Source organism: Spirosoma panaciterrae DSM 21099 (assembly GCF_000374025.1).
Classification (GTDB): domain Bacteria; phylum Bacteroidota; class Bacteroidia; order Cytophagales; family Spirosomataceae; genus Spirosoma; species Spirosoma panaciterrae.
Window position 1 is genome coordinate 86,120 of sequence record NZ_KB893175.1, and the last position, 17,323, is coordinate 103,442.

The 17,323-nt window shown below is 48.0% G+C and carries 15 protein-coding genes; all 15 read right to left on the minus strand.

The features are described from left to right. Nucleotides 1–15 precede the first annotated feature (15 nt). The 15 genes from B153_RS0107025 to B153_RS0107095 all read right to left on the minus strand — a co-directional run bounded on the left by B153_RS0107025 (nt 16) and on the right by B153_RS0107095 (nt 17,237). Nucleotides 16–1,173, minus strand: a complete 1,158-nt coding sequence (locus B153_RS0107025; protein WP_020595981.1) for a glycosyltransferase — start codon at nt 1,171–1,173, stop codon at nt 16–18. 20 nt (nt 1,174–1,193) lie between these two features. After that, nucleotides 1,194–2,360 carry a glycosyltransferase family 4 protein gene (locus B153_RS0107030; RefSeq protein WP_020595982.1) on the minus strand — a complete coding sequence of 389 codons (1,167 nt, stop codon included), beginning with the start codon at nt 2,358–2,360 and terminating at the stop codon, nt 1,194–1,196. Then, nucleotides 2,360–3,739, minus strand: coding sequence for a hypothetical protein (locus tag B153_RS0107035; protein ID WP_020595983.1), 1,380 nt, complete (start codon nt 3,737–3,739; stop codon nt 2,360–2,362). The genes B153_RS0107030 and B153_RS0107035 overlap by 1 nt, the downstream gene beginning before the upstream one ends. 78 nt (nt 3,740–3,817) lie before the next feature. Beyond that, nucleotides 3,818–4,714 (minus strand): glycosyltransferase family 2 protein, encoded by an 897-nt coding sequence (locus B153_RS0107040; RefSeq protein WP_020595984.1) that lies wholly within the window; start codon nt 4,712–4,714, stop codon nt 3,818–3,820. 3 nt (nt 4,715–4,717) lie between these two features. Continuing rightward, nucleotides 4,718–5,827: a glycosyltransferase family 4 protein gene (locus tag B153_RS0107045; protein ID WP_020595985.1), complete on the minus strand. Its 1,110-nt coding sequence runs from the start codon at nt 5,825–5,827 to the stop codon at nt 4,718–4,720. A 119-nt stretch (nt 5,828–5,946) separates the two neighbouring features. Next, nucleotides 5,947–6,963, minus strand: a complete 1,017-nt coding sequence (locus B153_RS0107050) for a hypothetical protein (protein ID WP_020595986.1) — start codon at nt 6,961–6,963, stop codon at nt 5,947–5,949. An 18-nt stretch (nt 6,964–6,981) separates the two neighbouring features. After that, a complete protein-coding gene (locus B153_RS0107055; RefSeq protein WP_157634599.1) occupies nt 6,982–8,007 on the minus strand; it encodes a glycosyltransferase in 1,026 nt (341 codons plus the stop codon). A gap of 8 nt (nt 8,008–8,015) precedes the next feature. After that, a complete protein-coding gene (locus tag B153_RS0107060; protein ID WP_020595988.1) occupies nt 8,016–8,843 on the minus strand; it encodes a DUF5672 family protein in 828 nt (275 codons plus the stop codon). Next, nucleotides 8,840–9,874, minus strand: coding sequence for a glycosyltransferase family 9 protein (locus tag B153_RS0107065; protein WP_020595989.1), 1,035 nt, complete (start codon nt 9,872–9,874; stop codon nt 8,840–8,842). Before B153_RS0107065 ends, B153_RS0107060 begins: the two co-directional genes overlap by 4 nt. A 2-nt stretch (nt 9,875–9,876) precedes the next feature. Further along, the gene (locus B153_RS0107070) at nt 9,877–10,923 is read right to left on the minus strand and encodes a glycosyltransferase family protein (protein ID WP_020595990.1); all 1,047 of its coding nucleotides are present in this window, start codon (nt 10,921–10,923) and stop codon (nt 9,877–9,879) included. A 190-nt stretch (nt 10,924–11,113) separates the two neighbouring features. Continuing rightward, the gene (locus tag B153_RS0107075; RefSeq protein ID WP_020595991.1) at nt 11,114–12,301 is read right to left on the minus strand and encodes a glycosyltransferase family 4 protein; all 1,188 of its coding nucleotides are present in this window, start codon (nt 12,299–12,301) and stop codon (nt 11,114–11,116) included. A gap of 105 nt (nt 12,302–12,406) precedes the next feature. Further along, a complete protein-coding gene (locus B153_RS0107080) occupies nt 12,407–13,060 on the minus strand; it encodes an acetyltransferase (RefSeq protein WP_020595992.1) in 654 nt (217 codons plus the stop codon). A 102-nt stretch (nt 13,061–13,162) separates the two neighbouring features. After that, complete coding sequence (locus B153_RS0107085) at nt 13,163–13,867, minus strand: WbqC family protein (protein ID WP_020595993.1); 705 nt, start codon at nt 13,865–13,867, stop codon at nt 13,163–13,165. A gap of 85 nt (nt 13,868–13,952) precedes the next feature. Beyond that, nucleotides 13,953–16,019 carry an ArnT family glycosyltransferase gene (locus B153_RS0107090; RefSeq protein WP_020595994.1) on the minus strand — a complete coding sequence of 689 codons (2,067 nt, stop codon included), beginning with the start codon at nt 16,017–16,019 and terminating at the stop codon, nt 13,953–13,955. Between the two features lie 111 nt (nt 16,020–16,130). Further along, complete coding sequence (locus tag B153_RS0107095; protein ID WP_020595995.1) at nt 16,131–17,237, minus strand: DegT/DnrJ/EryC1/StrS family aminotransferase; 1,107 nt, start codon at nt 17,235–17,237, stop codon at nt 16,131–16,133. Between the last annotated feature and the right edge of the window lie 86 nt (nt 17,238–17,323).

Genomic DNA, 17,323 nt, shown 5'->3' on the forward strand with positions numbered 1-17,323 from the left:
CGGGGTGAAGGGGTATTATAACTTTTTCCTGCAGATTTTTACGTACTCATCCAGCAATTGCTTCGCTACTATATCAATATCGTAATACGTCTTTACCATATTGGAGGCATTGGTGGCTACCTGCTGGCGAAGTTGATCGTTGGTGAGTAGGTTTTCCAGACCTTCTGTAACGGCTTCTGCCGTTAAGTTGCTTAACAGACCAGCAGCTTTGTGTTGGCGTATAGCCTCTCCAAAACCAACTCGATCGGAGACCAGGGCAGGTGTACCCGCAGCCATCGCTTCCAGTACCGCCATGGAAAAGCCTTCAGAATAGGAGGGAAGCGTAAATAAGTCGGCGTCAACAAGAGCGGCTTTCTTGTCATCACCCGTAAGCATTCCGACCAACCGGATCGACCCGCCCAGGTTATGCTGCTCAATAAATTGGCGGGTAGCGGCTTCATACCCATCGTCGGAACCAGCAATGGCTAGTACGGTATCGGGATGGTTGATAAGGTAGTCTTTAAAGCCGGGCAGGAGAATATCCAGTCCTTTCTTGATATTCAGTCGGCTCATAAACAGAACCAGCTTTTTATCCGAAGGTAAATTGAATTTTTGCCTGAATGTTCCTTTGGGAGGAAGCTGCACAAAATCGCTCCGTTTTACACCATTCGGAATAATGACGATGTTGGGATGGCGCTCACCAAGATAACGCAGTACGTCTTCCTGCTCATCGGTATTGTTGATCTGAACCAAGTCGGCCCGGCGCAAGTAGGCCTTTTGGGCCAACGTATCCATGAGCTGCTTCTTCCAGTTGTTATGGGCATACACCCAACGATCCAGCACTCCGTGAATGGTTATGACTTTAGCTACTGAACGATCGAGCATAAAGGGAGACAATGTCCCAAAGTGCCATAATCCATGACAGTGAATGACGTCGTACTCATGGATATGTTCCTTAAGATACTGATAAAGCTCTATAGAAAATTCCCGAAAAAAGCGACTAATACCAGGCGTTCGCTTGCACAAAATCAACCGGGCTCCTTCGGGTACAGTATAGGGCTTTTCGCCGGGAGAAATTGGACTTAAAATGTCGACCTGATGGCCATACCGAAGCACAACCTGTGTATGGTCGAAGATGATTTTAGGGGGGCCACCCGTTTGCCAGGTGTATGCACAGATATTTAAAATTCGCATAGATGCCGCGAAATAACCGATTATTTCGTGATTTTGATAAATCCGTCAAGCATTTCCTGGGCTACGGCTTTAGGCGCATAGGGGGCAATGAACTCTTTAGCAAACTGCCCCATGAGCCGGGTATTGACGGTTCCATCCATAAACTGTATCAGCCGAGAGGTTAATTGGGTTGGTTGGTCAGGATTAAAAACAAAGCCGTTTTGTCCGTCATGTACGATGTCAACAGCACAACCACACCGATTGGAGACAATGACAGGCAACCCACAGGCCATGGCTTCATTGACGACGAGCCCCCATGGCTCTGATTGGCTAGGTAATACCAGTACATCACTCAGAGCCAATACCTCAGGTACTCGAAACCAGGGTCGGCCCGGCAGCAATCTTACCTGGTCAGCAATGCCCAGATGCTGAATATGATTGGTCAGTCTGTTGTGTTCAGCACCATCGCCCAGTAGTATTAACCCCCACTCTTTTCCATTTATCGACCGCTTGCTGGCTTCATCAAAGGCCGTAATAAGCATGGGGAGGTTTTTAATTTCGATAAGCCGCCCGACGAAAATAAAGTTTTTAGGGCGTAAACCAGCTACTTGCTGTTGAGAATCCCGTTCGGGTAATGTTCGTTCGTAAGCCGCTACTATTGCGGGATTATCAACCGCGTTTTTACGGAGCAGAATTTTAGCAGGAGGTACGCCGAGTTGGATGAGGTAATCGGCAGCCTGGCTTCCGAAGCAAAAGAACCCATCGCACAGCCGAAAAACCGATCGTTTTAACTGTTCCTTCCAGCCGCCCCGTTGTTGATCTACAGCCGTACTTTCATTCTGCATAACCACCCGAATGCCCTTACTTTTCGCCCAGATCAGCAATACAAGCTGGGCAGGGTCGTAATAACCAGTCAGGTTGATAACATCCGGCCGAAACGCGCTTGCTCGCTTTAGGAGTGCCCGAATGCGTTGTGATAGGCTAACTTCCTCAATATACGTGTCGAAAAGTAACTCGTGCTGATAGGAATAGGTAGGTATCGATTCGTCAGATGATGCCTCCAGCCCTGCCCGCGAGCGCTCGTTGCGAGCAATCTGTAGCACATTGACGACCAGATCGGCTTGCTGGTCGACCAATTGTTGTAATGCCTGAAAAACACTCGATTTATAATGGGCCCACAATAGGTTATGGACAATGAGAATACGCATCAGGCAGGTTCAGGACTTGGCACAACGACATACTTCTCTGGGCTGGCTATCGAAGGTTTATCCGATAAGTGGGCTGGAAATAAATGCTCTACGCCCATAAATCGAATCATCAGACAGATTGGAAACCAGAATGAAATCTCATTTGGGCGACCATTCGTGAATGCCTGGACCAAAATCAGGAAGTAAAAGTAGGCTAAAAAGATACTTAACGGATTGGGGTTGGTCTTCATAATGCGCCAGGCTTGCTTCAGAATGAGCCAATTTAACCCACCAAACAGTACGAATCCTAAAATGCCCTGATTGATAATCGACTCCAGTATGGGAATATCCAGGTAAAGATATTTATAGCCATAGCCTAAAATAAGCATATGCATATGGCTAAATATAACTAACTGAAGAAACTGGGTACTGACCGAACGGTTGGCTGTAGAGTCATCCAGCACGGCCTTATAGTCGTGACCAGCCGATTTAAGGCCCAGCATGGCATAAACGGTTTCCATGTTTCGCGACAAGAAAGCCGTTACATAATCGTATAAAATGAGATAGGTGGTGATGTTCCGCTGGAAGAAATAGACAACACCAAGAAACCCTACCACCATAACCATAATCGGGATTGGTTTTACCAGACTACGGGCAGCAGTACGAATCTGGGCGGGTCGTACATTGAAATACAGGAAAAAGCAAACTGCAACCAGAAAAGCCAAAATGGCAGAACGGGTTTGGGTCAATACCAATATGGCAATGTTGAGCACACCGGCGAAAAAAGACAGTAGCCGAAAAATCAGAAGCGTGTTAGGACGGACCAGCCAGATAGCACAGGCTACAACTCCCATATAGGCATTTCGCGAAAATGCGTGGGGGTTTCCAGAACCAGGGTCACCATTGTTCAGCGTAATAGTAGCCCGTTGGCCAATTGCCCAGGTTGGGTCCGTTATCAGCGAATAAACGAGCCCCAGGTTGGAGGCTAACGTGAACCAGACAACCACCGGGATAAAATAAGGAATGATTTCATTCGGAATATTGATCAGCAGAAACATGAAAATCAATATGTACGTGAAATAAATCATATCCCGGCCTGCATCCTGAAAGCCCGGTACACCATTAAAGATGAACATGTACAGAATGCTAAGGGTAATATACCCCATGCCCATCCAGAACATAGTGATATTGGGGCGGTAAAGTCGCCGGAAAATGGAAAACGGCACCATGAGCAACAAGCCACTGGCCAGAGCTACAGCTGTAAAGGTTGTACTACCTGGAGCCAGCCGCATCGTTTCCCGAAAAAAGAATATAAGTGGATACCCATCAACAATAATGCAGATGCCAAGCACCATCCGCATAAAATCGAGAGACCGAAACAGACGAATCAAACCGTTCATAAACAGATCATTGGTTTCGGTTTTCGGTTTCAGCGTATGGGGTAAGAGAGACCTATCATACCTGGAAACCGAAAACGGTTATCGGGCCTGGCGTAGCCTGAGCCGATGTATAACATACGAAAACTGGCCCTTACCTACAAAAGCCAGCAATTTGCGTAAGCGACAATAACGCTGCCAGAATGATGCCCCCAGCGATGAGGTCAGCATTGGCTGGTATTTTGTTTTAACAAGCTGGTGCTCCTGAAGACCAACCGAACTGGCTATCGTCGACGATTTGGCGTCAGGCTGGACCCTGAAGCCTCCCCAGAAGCCGTCAACGTGCCGAAAGGTTGCGCCTGCCTGTACACCCAGTCGGGCTACAATTTCGTAATCAATCACAAATCGAAGACTTTCATCGAGCAAGCCAACCTGTTCCAGCCGGGCCCGTCGCATGAACAACGATTGGTTGAACACCTGCATGCCTTCATAAACCTGGCATTCTACACAAAAGTCTGGCGCCCGCATTTCTTCCTGAATAACGTCCTCTTCGTCGGTAATATACATATCCCCGAAAAAAACATCAGTATGGGGGGCTTTGCGCCAGGCTTCGGCAACCCGGCTGAATGCATCCGGTGCAAACACATCGTCGGAGTTTTGAAACGCCACATAGTCGCCCGTTGCCTGCCGAAACCCTTTATTTATGGCGTCTGTCTGGCCCCGATCTTTTTCGCTTACCCAACCAGCCAGGTAGGGTTCATATTTTTTTATAATATCAAGGCTGCCATCTGTTGAGCCGCCATCCATAATAAAATATTCGAGCTTCGGATAATTCTGATTCAGAACGCTTAATATAGTCCGCTCCAAATACTGAGCCTGGTTGAAGGATGGCGTAACCACCGTCAGCTTTGGGTATTTACTCAGATCGAGGTTGTCAGTGGTGGATGGACGATAGGGTTGCGTGACAAACGACCGGAGCGTGTTTGGATTCGAATTCATGCCTTAGCACATAGATTGATACACCTCCAGCGTTTGCTGAGCCGTTTTGTCGCACGAAAACAACTGGAGCCGCTGGGTTCCTTTCTGTCGCAATTCCACGCAGAGTGCATCGTCGGTAACAATACGTTCGATCGCTTCAGCAATGGAATCATCATGTTCAGGGTCAAAGTAAAGGGCTGCGTCAGCGCCTACTTCCGGTAGTGAACTTCGATTGCTTAGCACAACCGGGCAACCGCCACTAAACGCTTCCAGTACAGGTAGTCCGAAACCTTCGTTCAGTGAGGGGAAAACGAAAGCACGGGCATGCTGGTACAGATTCATCAAACCCGCATCGGTTATGGGCCGATAATGCACCTGTTCGTTCAGACGGCTGGCATAAAACAGCGTTTGCTCTTCGTGCGTAAACGACCCACCTCCAGTGCAGATCAGGTGCAGATCTGGATAGCGGTGCAAGATCGGCTGAACAGCCCGGAAAAAGCCATTAAAGTTTTTGTATAGCCCACGCTTCCCGACATACAGCAGATAGGGGGCAGGAAAAGGCCGGGCTTGCGGATCGAACAAGGGCATGGAATCACTTAGGCGGGTTCCCAAATGAATAACTTTAACCTTGTCGGGATCGATGGGAAAGTAACGCAGCAAATCCTGCTTACTAAACTCCGACACACTAATGATACAGTCGGCCCGACGGAGAAGCTGCTTTTTTAAATCGTACAGCCCTTCTCCAACCTCTGGATACTCTTTGCCGAAACGTTCGCTGGTAGCATCGTGAAAGGTTAAGACAAACGGTTTTTTATCAATGGCTTTCAGAAAATACCGATGATAATAGGTCGGGTGAAATACATCGAATTTGCCGGCCCGTACCCGTTGCAGACTATATAACCGATTAAGAACGGAGGCAACACGGTGTGCATTCCGGATCTGGGCAAGCCCATGATACCGAAAATGATTGCTAAACGAAGCCTGATCTAAATATTCATTGTTCGATAACCGAAGCGACAGTTCAAAGTCAATGTCTGATCGCTTGGTGAATGAACGCATCAGTTCAAAAAAATAGCGGGACACACCCCCATAGGGCAGGCCCGTGAACGATTGATGGTCGAAGAGTACTTTCATGTAGGAAAACCTACAAACCAAATGCCGGTTTGTATTTTTCTGAGAAAACGTGCCGACAAAAATAACGGTATTTAGCGATAAATCCTTGACCTATGCTGATTATTCGGCGTATACTCTTATCAAATGGCAGGCAGATAGACCCGGTCAAGAAAACGATTTATACCCTGCATTGATTGGATGGTTTTATAACGCCAGCCACGAATGATCCGAGCTTCTGGCTTCAGTCCATAAGCGGGCTGAAGTGGTTCAAATACCGACGCTGATTGCTGGGCAACGGCCTGCTGATACCTCTTCAGTAATGTTCCAATGGATGACTGTTTCGACAGAATAACGCGATTCTGATGCGGGAAAAACCCCTCGTCAGCTTTATATAAGCCCTTGAAATTAACAAACTGCAGGGGTTGATTTTGCTTGGATGGACCGCTTACCTGCCAGCGATCGGCCATCGAATGGATGGTTCGTTCGGGAAGGTTCCAAAGCCCTACATGCCAGCCTGGATTTTTGACAATAGCCACATCGCGAAAAAAGACCGGCACATGCATAAGCCAAATCTGATCCAGACACAATCCAGCGCAGAAATCAATATTGGCTCGTTCGCGCACCCGATTATCCCACCAGGCCAACATCCGTTCGGTTTCAGCGGATCGCTTAAAGACCAGAAAATCAGCATTATAAAGTCCGATGTTCTGGAACGCCTTTTCGTCGGGCCACGACTTGGCAGTACTACCAGGCAGAGCAAGATCGCGGGTGATAAATGGCGTCAGCACAAAATTGGCTTTCTCCAACTGGGCCCAGATTGAATCGATAGGAGCCGAAAAATGGATATTCGGATCGGCATAGATAAGCCGAGTTACATCTGGATACCGGCGGAATACTTCGCTAATAAACAACGGTTTACAGGCTGCGGCAAATTCTGTTGGCGTGTATTGAGCCGACAACGACTTTAACTCTTCACCCGGTAATATATCCTGAATTGGCAGAATCGGATAGGGCGAAGTAAAACCCGTTGGTAACTGGGCAGGATCATCGGCCAACCCAATCAGAACAAATGGGTCAGTAGCCGAAAACTGACGGAAACTATCGGCCAGGGCAAACGCCTGGGGTAATTGACGAAGGGTACAGATGGTAAGTAACACAGTAAGCGCAAAACTACGTCATTCAAACAAATCGCCCAAAACCGCCAGATAAGGTGCATACCAGTCGGCCGCCGGATCAACGTATCGATGGTAATTGCCTTTCCACAGACTGGTAAGTACGGGAATAAACCGTTTCAGACGGTTAGGAGGCAGATTGCTTCGCATGGTGTAATGAGCTAACTGGCGATAAAGTTGAGGCAAACCTGGCGAATCCTGCGGGACTCGTTCGCTCAGAAGCTGGCTGATTACATTTAATTGAATCTGCTTTTTATGCAACGGGGCCAGTTTACGGGCTCTATGTCGGGTAAACCGATCGCGTAGTCGAATGCGTTCTCCAACTTCCTGTGGTCGAACCCCTACTTGTTGCTGTACATGCGTTCGGTAGAGCTGCAAAGGCTGGTCTATAAAGTGAACGGCATTTTGGGTAGCGGCAACCAGGGCCATCCAGCCATCATATATATACCCCGGAATGTTCTTCGGAATAGGGATGATCAGGGGTAAATACGATTGCCGTACGACGGTAGCACAGCCCATCATCCGATTACCATCCAGCATAACATCCATCATTTCTCCAGCCAGCCATCGGGTTTTGGTTTTTTCGTCAAACCGAACGGCTTTCCAGAATCGTTCTTCGCGCCCATCCAGGTATTCATCCGTAACCCAGGCGTCGCAGAATGCCATCTGGGCCTCAGGATGCTGAACCATATAGTCCGTCATGGTACTGATTTTTTCCGGGAGCCAGAAATCATCCTGGTCGCAAAGAAAAATCAGATCGCCCTTACAGGCTGCAATAGCTCGTTCGAAGTTTTTATTATAGCCTAAGCGGGTCGTATTGGGTAAAATACGCACGTCAAACGGCGCTTCGTCGGCCAGTTGCTTCAGCAAATCGGGCGTACCATCCGAAGAGCAGTCGTCGGATATTACTACCTCATCGGGTAGCAGATGCTGATGTAGCAGACTATGCCATTGCACGGGTAGGTAGGTTTTGCCATTGTACGTGCAGATGGCGATGGAAATAGTTGGTTTTTGCACAGATGTAGTCATACGCGCAGTCATATTTGGTAGCCGTATTGGGCGAAAATGGGGCGCCAGTACGTTAGTCCATGAATATCCCAGGCGTGGCAACCGAATGGTAATTGCCCTTGATTGTAATGCTCAACGGCCCATTGCGGAAAAAATTCAATCGAGAAATGCAATGCTTTCCGATAATTCGGAATGCGGAGGTGTGGCCAGTACCGATTCACTTCAATACCCCAAAATACATCTTCGTGGTATTGGTGCATAGTAAGTTGATTATACTCAGCAATTTTTTTTGCGAAAGGTTTCAGGCAGCGTAGCATCGCCGGAACACGCCGAAGTGAGAAACCTCCGCACCCAACACCGTTCAGATTTATAATCTCCCGAGGGGTAATACCATCTGGTTTTTTCAGATCCAGCCAAGTGGCTACCCTTTGTTTGATCGTAAACCAAAGTTGGTCGCCCAGGCCCGTAAAATCCCGGTCACGTAGCCAGGGAGCACCAATGTAATCATAATTCTGTTGACACCAGTACGCCAATTCATCGCTAAAGACAAAGGCATCTAACTGATGGATCAGCATATATTCCTGATCGGCAAAAGCCTGATAGAACTCTTCTGAAACCATAAGCCGATTGTAGCCTTGTATATCGGAAAAATAATGATCGTCGAAGGAGCGGGCCTGCAAATTAGGCCCTATCTCGCGATAGGCGGCTATATCGAGCGAATGCGGTGTGGCTAACCAAATCGGGTAATTTTTTAAAACGTTTATGCACTGAGTTAGCGCAATGCGCTCATAGTCAGTAAGCTGTGTTTTGTAAACGGGTATAACGACGTTTACGCTGACGGGTGTTGATGCTTTCATGCAAAGTTAGGCTGACCCAGTTGCTTGGCGACCGCTTTCTGTACCCAGCTATACGGTAGATCGGCACAGTGGTGATCGAAATGGTTGAGGATGGTAATGCCCTCGCCCCGCTTGAAACGACCTGAGTAAGGTAGATAATCGACAAAGTCGAACAGCTTTCCCAATAGAATAATTCCTTCTGTACCGACGGCATTCGCCATGTGGGCAGGACCACTATCGATGCCAATAAACAGACACGCCTGTCGAATCACTTCGGCCGTTTCGAGTAAACTCAGTTGGCCGCATACGCTTCGATAGTGCGGGTGGTTCAGGGTTATGGTAGGGGTTAACCCAATTTCAATAACTGGGTTAGGGTATGTGTCAAGGATCCACTGAACCAGTTTATTCCAGTTTGCCGCCGGCCAGTCGCGCATTACGTGGCTCGACTGGCAGTGAATGACAATGGGCCTGGCTGGTAGATATAGCGAGACTATTTTTTGCCGAATCGCTTCCGGGATATACATTTTGGGGTCGGCGGTAAGCGCAGGTAAACCAGCCGCCTGTGGAAAAACATACAGCAGGTCGCCCCGATCATAATAATTATCAAAGTTCAGGCCAATCTGATCAGCTATCGGATTGACGGGGTCTTCGGGGCAGTACTTACATTTTCGATGCGAAATATGCAGATTGTAAACCTTATCAAAAATGCCCGATTGGAGGAGTCGTACCCGTTCGCCCGGGCATTTTTCAATCAGGTACCCATCGAGGTCTGGATGATACTTGACCAGATCAAGATAGGCTTTACGCACTACCCAAATAATGTAGTCGTTCGGATGCCTGCGTCGAACTTCCCGAGCTACTGGCTCACAGGCAATGATGTCGCCCATTTGTTCGGAAAGAATAATAGCGACAAGGGGGCGACGTCCATTGCTTTGTTTAAGCCACCATAGCTGAACATACTTGATCCCAACCGACCAAAACTTGCCGATTATGTGGGTATACTTATGAAAACGGTAGGTCCAGAGCTCCCGGAAAGGCGGTCCCTCATTCATACTCAGTGCGATTCTAACAGCGAAATAACTTGGTTGAACGGTGTTTGAAGGAATTTACGAACTCGTTTGTAACGAAGTATTACCGGTGGTTTAATGTAAACGCACGGATACTGTCTATACTGTTCGTTGTGATTCGCCAGCAACCGCTCGCGGTAGAAATCGAATAGCGGGCGTACATCGGGACGCTGCTCTTTGGCCTGACTTGCATCGGCAAAAGTAAAGCGTGTTTGGTATTTCGAAATTTCATCGGGTCGATCGGGATTGTAACCGCTGTAATGAAAGAACTGCAACGGTTCAACGTTCGGTTGGGAACCAGACGGAAAAGGCGGCTCTATGGCTCCCCGAATCTGCCACTCCCCGGCCTTGTTCTGCAAGAAATAGCGTTCGTGCAGGTTCCAGTAGGCAACATTATACCCTAAGTGGTGATCGATCAGTACATTATCGAAGTAAACCGGGGCGAAATTAACCCAATGTTGATCGACAAACAAGCCTTCACAAAGATCGATCCGGCACTCATAGACCAGGCGCTCTTTCCACCAGTTCACAAACCGACGGGCTGTTTCATCGGCCCGTAAGCCAATGAATCCGAGGTTGAAGATACCCGTGTTCAAATGATGTAACTCGTTTGGACGTTCCCAGTCAGGGGTGGGGGAGCAGGTATGCGGAGTCAGTACCAGGCTATACGTTTTCAGGGCTTTATTCAGATCCAGTAAAGGCTGATATACAATAATATCCGGGTCGAAATAAATAACTTCGGTAGCGTCGGGATAGGTTTTGTAAAAATAGTCTATAAAAAACGGCTTGACTGCCGTGTTGAGTTCGGTAATATCGTAGCGGTCGCACATGGCCCCAAAGTCTGGAATCCCGATCTTGTCCACTTCGAGCATGGGGTAATCAGGGATTAATTCAGTGGGGAGGTTGGCTGCGCTTAGTTTGTCAACCAACCCGATGATATACCGATAATCAGGATTGGTTTGCTGGAGTGATTCCCCCAGCGTTCGAGCCTGAGCCAGATAGTTAATCGAGCAGATTGTAAAAGCAAGTGTCATAAATAAGCTGGGAAGATAGCAGATAATTCAGTGACGACAAAACGGATGTCCTAATGGGTCGGTTCACGCATCCCTTTACGAGAAACGTAACGATGCTCATACCAACTGGATTCGACCGGGTAGCGGGATCGCGCAGTCATAACCTCGCCTGTAGGAAATTAGTCAACTAGTGCGGCTAATTTCCTATAAATTAGGCTGTGAGTTGCTTGAACAAGTGTATGAGTGTATCAACACTTTGTTTTGCCGGATGCCGTTCTAAAATCTTTTGTCCCAGTCGTTGGCCCATTTGTCGACGGAGGTCAGGATTTTGTAGTAATTCAACGATCCGATCGCTCATGGCATCCAGGTCCAGGTACGGTACAACGAAACCACCGTCTGCTTCTACCAGTTCGGGTGACCCACCGGCTCCATCGAAACATACGACAGGCACACTACTTAGACCAGCCTCAAACACGACCAACGGGTAGGGGTCCTCGCGGGAACAGAGCACAAACACATCAAATCGACTGGTGTACCGGAGCACTTCAGGAGTGGGGGGAATCAGATGTACCCGATCGGCCAGCCCTGCTTTGCGAATATCCAGCCAGATGTCGTCGTGCAGCGTGCCTTTGGGCATACCCACCCAAACGAAGTGGATGGGTTGTTCGCCCGTATACCGACCAATTACCTGACGGGCAATACTCACAAACAGGTCATTGCCTTTCCGCCATTCCGCATTACCACACCCTCCCACAATCAGCGCGTCGGCTGGCAAACCGAGTGATGCATAGGGCGTTGATTGCTGCTGTGCTATCTGTACATTTTTCGCCAGGGTAGGCGTATCAATGAGTGTGTATAAGGATATACGGGCGGCATCGAACCCATGCTCCTGCTCGTAATAGCGGGCGGTTGCTTTCGATACAGCCAGCAGATGGTTTGTTCGTTTTAGTAGTAAGGACAGCTCATCGGGTCGGGTATAAATTCGAACCGACATATCCAGCTCATGGACAAACGTAACCACAGGTGTTTGAGCAGGAATGGCCAATTGGGCAAACCATCGGCTGCTGGTAACCGTATTGACCAGGACCAGATCGACCGTGTCCAAGGCGAGTTGAGTCCGAATCGCCTGCTGATGGGCTTTGGTTTTTCGGTCATAAAACGACTGCCACTGACCTAGTTTCCACAAAACCTTATCGGCCAGAATTCCTACGGCATAGGTGGGGGGCGTAGGCCAGATTGTAACGGGGCAAATCGCCTGATAGTCTTCTAAAAGTGGGCCTCCCTCCCCAAGTAGTAAGCGCATCTGAAAGCCTTCCGCTTTCAGCAGACGCATTACATTCAATAAAACAAGCTGCGCTCCGGCGCGGTTGGCATCATGCCCGATGAGAAGGAGATTCATGCTTAAGGAGTGAGGAGTTAAGAGCGAAAAGAGAGAAGGGCTGACGCATCAGGAAAAACGCATTAGACCTTCTCTCTTTTCGCTCCTAACTCCTGCATACTAAAATCAATACGCTTCGTAACTGGGTTTGGGTAATTTTTTAGCCGGATTACCGAGATAAAGTCCCCACTCTTCGGTGTCTTTGTAAACGGCTGAGGCCATACCCACCAGCGTGCCAGTAGCAATATGGAGGAAATCGCGAATTGTACTATTGACACCAAAAAAGCAATAGGGTTCAATGACACAGTGCCCCGACATAACAACGTGAGATGTAAAGAAGACATGGTCTTTGATCTGCCCGTGGTGGCCAATGTGATTCCCGCTCCATAGCACAACATTGTTGCCTATTGTTGTAAAGGGTTGTATGGTATTATCCTCCAGAATAAAGCAGTTTTCGCCGATCTGATTGCCAAAAACTGTCGCTTTTGAACTGATATACGAAATGAATTCATACCCTTTGGCTTTCGCTTCGAGGTAGATTCGTTCGCGATTGCGATTCATATTGCGCCCTGTCATAGGCGCGAAGAACTTGTATTCACTGGGCGAAAAAATGGTTTCGACTTCTTCAAACGCAACCAGAGGCAGGCCCTGAAATTCAGTACCGTTCATGTAGTCGCGGCTAACGGTGAAGGCGGCTACCTCATGTTCAGAATCGTGCTTAAGGTAGAAATGGGCCAGTTCGGCCGTATCCATTACGCCAAAAATGATAACTTTTGCCATGCTTTATAAGGAGTGAGGGGTGAGGAGCGAGGATTGGGCAGGCAGCCGCACGAAAAAATGATAACTTTTGCCCTGTGCACTTCTCGCTCCTAACTCCTGATACTACACTAATTCATATTCATCCAGCATCGCTCTGACACTGGTTAAGTCGTTATTCATTAATATATCCAAAATCGATAACCAGGGAATGAACGGGTTTCGGTTATTGCCCTGCGGGTATTCGACTTTGTTTGATTTAATAAAATTCAACTCGATGCCAGCCTGGGCAAACGTTGGTTTATCGTACAGCTCGGTACCGCCAATTGGATTGATGTACCGGGTTGCCCCTTCCTGTCGACAAATATCCAGAATGCGTTCCTGCGCCTTTAAGTCTGCATTGTTGTAAATACTCGACGACTGGATCAAGTCAGTCGGTAAATCCAGATACTGCGTTAGTTCATGCAGGCTAAAGTACACCAATTCGGCAATCGAATCGGTGGTAAAGTTGATGATTTTTTCGGCCAGTGGCATAACCGTTTGATAATAGGGGGCTTTACGGTACCCCTGCTCAATGGTTTTCAATAATTTGCCCTGCCATTTCGGATCATCGGCTATATGCACTTCATTGATTCGCTTATTCTGGCTGGCGTCTTTCAGAGGAACGGTAAACAGATATTCCTGCCCGTTGATAGCCAGTCGGTTACGATTTATCCAGCCTCGGTTGATAAAGGCTACATCGTCGTAGAGAATAAACTTGTCAACAGCCTTAATGAGTTGCATGTAGCCAACATAGGGCAGGAAATAAGGCTGCATGATCGCAATGGTCATAGGCATAGGTAGGAGTTGGGAAGTTGGCGTGGACGTGAAAAGCCAATGACGGCCAGATGGATTCGCTCACCTCGCTTCTGACTTCTCACTCCTTTTTAAGTTTTCGTAAATAATAGTCTTCTCCCGGAACAATGATCGCGGCCCGCATGGTGGTATCAGTACCCAATCGAATGTCGCCGGGTTGTGGACGAATCACACTTTTATCGAAAAACAGGTAATCGGCATTTTTCGGAATGGGTTTCAAACCCTGCTCAAACGGGTTGATCGCAATAAGCCGACGGGATAAGTGTGGGCCGTAAAGCGGATATTCGTAATCGTCGTTGATCGTTGCCAGAGCCACTGTGGCCTGCTCGGGGACCAGTTCATCGAAACGCTTGTAAGGAATATAGGTGTCGGGACGGCCCAGGGTCATTTGTTTGATGCGGTCTGCCTCAAAAGCCGACGGAAATGAACGTCCATCGGGTGCGGTCCAGGCAAAAGGAAGAGCGCGGGTATTAAAGAAGATGCAAAGAATCGCTGAAAGACATCCCAAAACAGTTACCAGGCCGACATAACTTTTCCAGATGACCCGGTTGGGAACCTCAACCGATGTGCGGGCGTGCAGGAACAGCAGGGCGAGAAAGGGGACACCAAATAAACTGGTCTCAATGAAGTATCGGCCTTTGAAGGGGTCGTAAGGCGCTGAATAGGACAGGGCTGCAAAGTGAAGTAGCAGAGCAATACCCAGAAATGTATGTGGGGTTGAGCGCACATAGCCGATCAGAACCAGAATCAGCAAAGGGAAGATAAGGCCAAAGCCAAAGATTCCCCAATAGGGATTCGCATTGTAGAATACGAACTTGCGGTCGAAAGCAAATGGCTGGATTGAGAAATCAGTTTCTTCATCCAGACGCATATGAAGTTTATCTTCTAGCACCACCAGTGGTTGGCGCATCGCATGGTTCACCTGAGCACCGATAGTCAGATTGCGAATACCATCCAGGTTTACATGGTCATAACCATAGCGAATGACATTGCGGCTCCCTTGTTCAAACAAATTACCAAGTGTACCAGCTCGTTCAACGGACTGGTGTTTGAGGGCAGTTGGTGGACCGATCGGGTGCCCAAATACTTCAATATTTTTCAGGTACCCTGTAGGTAACATCCATAAACAGACCCCCACGACAATAGCGGCTCCCAACCGCCAGGTCCGTTGAAGCGTAATGTTCCAGGAAGAGGATAGAAAGACGGTGTAGACCATTACGGTGAAAACCGAGGGGAGGAGTAGAGCGAAGGTGATTTTATGTCCAAACGCGATCCCAAATGCCATACCCGCGAGGTACAAGTAGCGATTGTCGGTGCTGGGCTGGCTGCTTTTATAGCTGAACAGCATGTATAAAAGCACACTTAGGTAAGCCGTCAGAACAATATCGGTTTCCGTTGTGATGGACTGCATCAGAAAATCGGGCAGCAGAGCGAAAGCCAATGCACAGAAGAAACTGGCCGACAGTCGATTTTGACCAATGCGCTGAACAATACCAAAAACAGCAACAATGGCTGTCCAGTAACTTAGATGATGAATGAATTTGAAGCCATTTTCGAAATGGCCCGTCATCAGAAATGAATAGATCTGAAGCGTACAAACACTTTTCGGATAGGTATCGATGTTCCAGTTTGTACCGCCAAAATGGCGCATCGAGCCGCGTTGAATGTACTGCATCACACGATTCAAATGGCCTGTCATACTATCCCATTCGTTAGGGACAGTAAACAGTACCAGCAGCAGGTTGGTGACGGCCAGTACGGATAAGGTGATGAATAGTAGGGAGAATAAGAAACGCGAATAACCTGACAGCCCCCCGAACCATTGACGGCCAATATACCAACGCTCCTGGATAAGCGATAAAACAGAATACGGTTTCTGATCGGGAGTCAGCCAGCGTAGTATAAAGCCGATGAGGGTAGCTGTTAAAAAAACGGAAACCGCCCAGACCAGAGTGTTTGCTGTTAAATAAAGAGCTGACAGTATAAAACCGGTTAGGATGACGCTACTTACGCCCAGCAAAAATGTGATCAGCCACCATTCGGTAAGTGAACGCCTTGAGATTTGTGTCGAGAGCCGACTAATGTAACCAATAAATAGCGCTAACGCGAGAAGATAAATCAGGGTCATAAAGCACGGTATACGGTGCAGGTACTAAGGTAAACGGATGCGATCAGGTGAACAATGAGTGCGTGTGAAGCAGGCCGTGCTTTGGCAAGCGCCTGTAGTCATCATCACAGATTAGCCGTTTACTTCGCTGACAATGGCAATGGCTTCGTTCACTAACGTGGCAATTCGATCAATGTCGGATTCGGGTAAGTCGGGATAAAGAGGCAGACATAACACACGCGAAGCTATATCTTCAGCTATGGGGCATGGTTGTTGAACGCCGTCTTTGAGTGCAAAAGGGAGGGTATTGAGCGATGGATAGAAATAACGCCGGGGTACTACATCCTGCGCTTTCAGGGCTTCGGTAACCCGCAGCAGGGTTTCTTCGGAGTCGAGTACAATTGGATAATAGGCGTAATTGTAATCAGTACCGGGGAGCAGTGTGGGCCGGGTAATCCGGGTAAAATCCAGTTTATCGGCATAGTAACCAAACCGTAGTTTACGCGCTGCAATCAACTCGGGAACTTTAGGCAACACACAAAGCCCCATTGCGGCATGTAATTCTGAGTTTTTGGCGTTAATACCCATCTCGAAGTAATCATCGTTTCGATGGCCAAATGAGCGGAAATGCCTTAGTTTTTTGGCAATTGCGTCGTCATTTGTGACGATACAACCGCCTTCAACGGTATGAAATACCTTTGTCGCATGAAAGCTACAGGTGCTTATGTCCCCATAACTCAATATTGAGCGGCCATTATAGCTGGCCCCGAATGTATGAGCAGCATCATAAATCACCTTCAGGTTATGCCGATCGGCAATCGCCTGTATCTGCTCAATCTGGCAGGGGTTGCCGTATACGTGCGTTGCCAGAATGGCCTGGGTGTTTTCGGTAATCAACGACTCGATCTTGCCAGGATCTATATTAAAGTCGTCGGGGTTTATATCGGCAAAAACCGGCGTGCAGCCTTCCCACAGGAGTGCATTGGTCGTGGCTACATACGAAAATGGGGTTGTGATGACTTCTTTTGTGATGTTGAGTGCCTTGAGCGCCATCTGAAGCACGATGGTGCCGTTGGTACAGAAAAGAAGATGTTTTACACCTAACTCTTTTTTCAGGTCTTCCTCCAGTTTTTGTAGCAATGGACCGTCATTGGTGAGGTGTACACGCTCCCAGATACCTTCCAGGTACTTTACATAATCCTGTAGGTCAGGTAAATATGATTTCGTTATGTAGATCATACGTCAATTGGCAGTTCCTGATGAACAGCTCCTGGGTTTGATTTCTAATACAGAGTATGGTAAACACAGACAAACCGTAAACGTCT

Bases quoted from the DNA above. Each gene is read 5' to 3' on its own strand.
- B153_RS0107025 (WP_020595981.1), bottom strand. From the start codon at position 1,173: ATGCGAATTTTAAATATCTGTGCATACACCTGGCAAACGGGTGGCCCC.
- B153_RS0107030 (WP_020595982.1), bottom strand. From the start codon at position 2,360: ATGCGTATTCTCATTGTCCATAACCTATTGTGGGCCCATTATAAATCG.
- B153_RS0107035 (WP_020595983.1), bottom strand. From the start codon at position 3,739: ATGAACGGTTTGATTCGTCTGTTTCGGTCTCTCGATTTTATGCGGATG.
- B153_RS0107040 (WP_020595984.1), bottom strand. From the start codon at position 4,714: ATGAATTCGAATCCAAACACGCTCCGGTCGTTTGTCACGCAACCCTAT.
- B153_RS0107045 (WP_020595985.1), bottom strand. From the start codon at position 5,827: ATGAAAGTACTCTTCGACCATCAATCGTTCACGGGCCTGCCCTATGGG.
- B153_RS0107055 (WP_157634599.1), bottom strand. From the start codon at position 8,007: ATGACTACATCTGTGCAAAAACCAACTATTTCCATCGCCATCTGCACG.
- B153_RS0107060 (WP_020595988.1), bottom strand. From the start codon at position 8,843: ATGAAAGCATCAACACCCGTCAGCGTAAACGTCGTTATACCCGTTTAC.
- B153_RS0107065 (WP_020595989.1), bottom strand. From the start codon at position 9,874: ATGAATGAGGGACCGCCTTTCCGGGAGCTCTGGACCTACCGTTTTCAT.
- B153_RS0107070 (WP_020595990.1), bottom strand. From the start codon at position 10,923: ATGACACTTGCTTTTACAATCTGCTCGATTAACTATCTGGCTCAGGCT.
- B153_RS0107075 (WP_020595991.1), bottom strand. From the start codon at position 12,301: ATGAATCTCCTTCTCATCGGGCATGATGCCAACCGCGCCGGAGCGCAG.
- B153_RS0107080 (WP_020595992.1), bottom strand. From the start codon at position 13,060: ATGGCAAAAGTTATCATTTTTGGCGTAATGGATACGGCCGAACTGGCC.
- B153_RS0107085 (WP_020595993.1), bottom strand. From the start codon at position 13,867: ATGACCATTGCGATCATGCAGCCTTATTTCCTGCCCTATGTTGGCTAC.
- B153_RS0107090 (WP_020595994.1), bottom strand. From the start codon at position 16,019: ATGACCCTGATTTATCTTCTCGCGTTAGCGCTATTTATTGGTTACATT.
- B153_RS0107095 (WP_020595995.1), bottom strand. From the start codon at position 17,237: ATGATCTACATAACGAAATCATATTTACCTGACCTACAGGATTATGTA.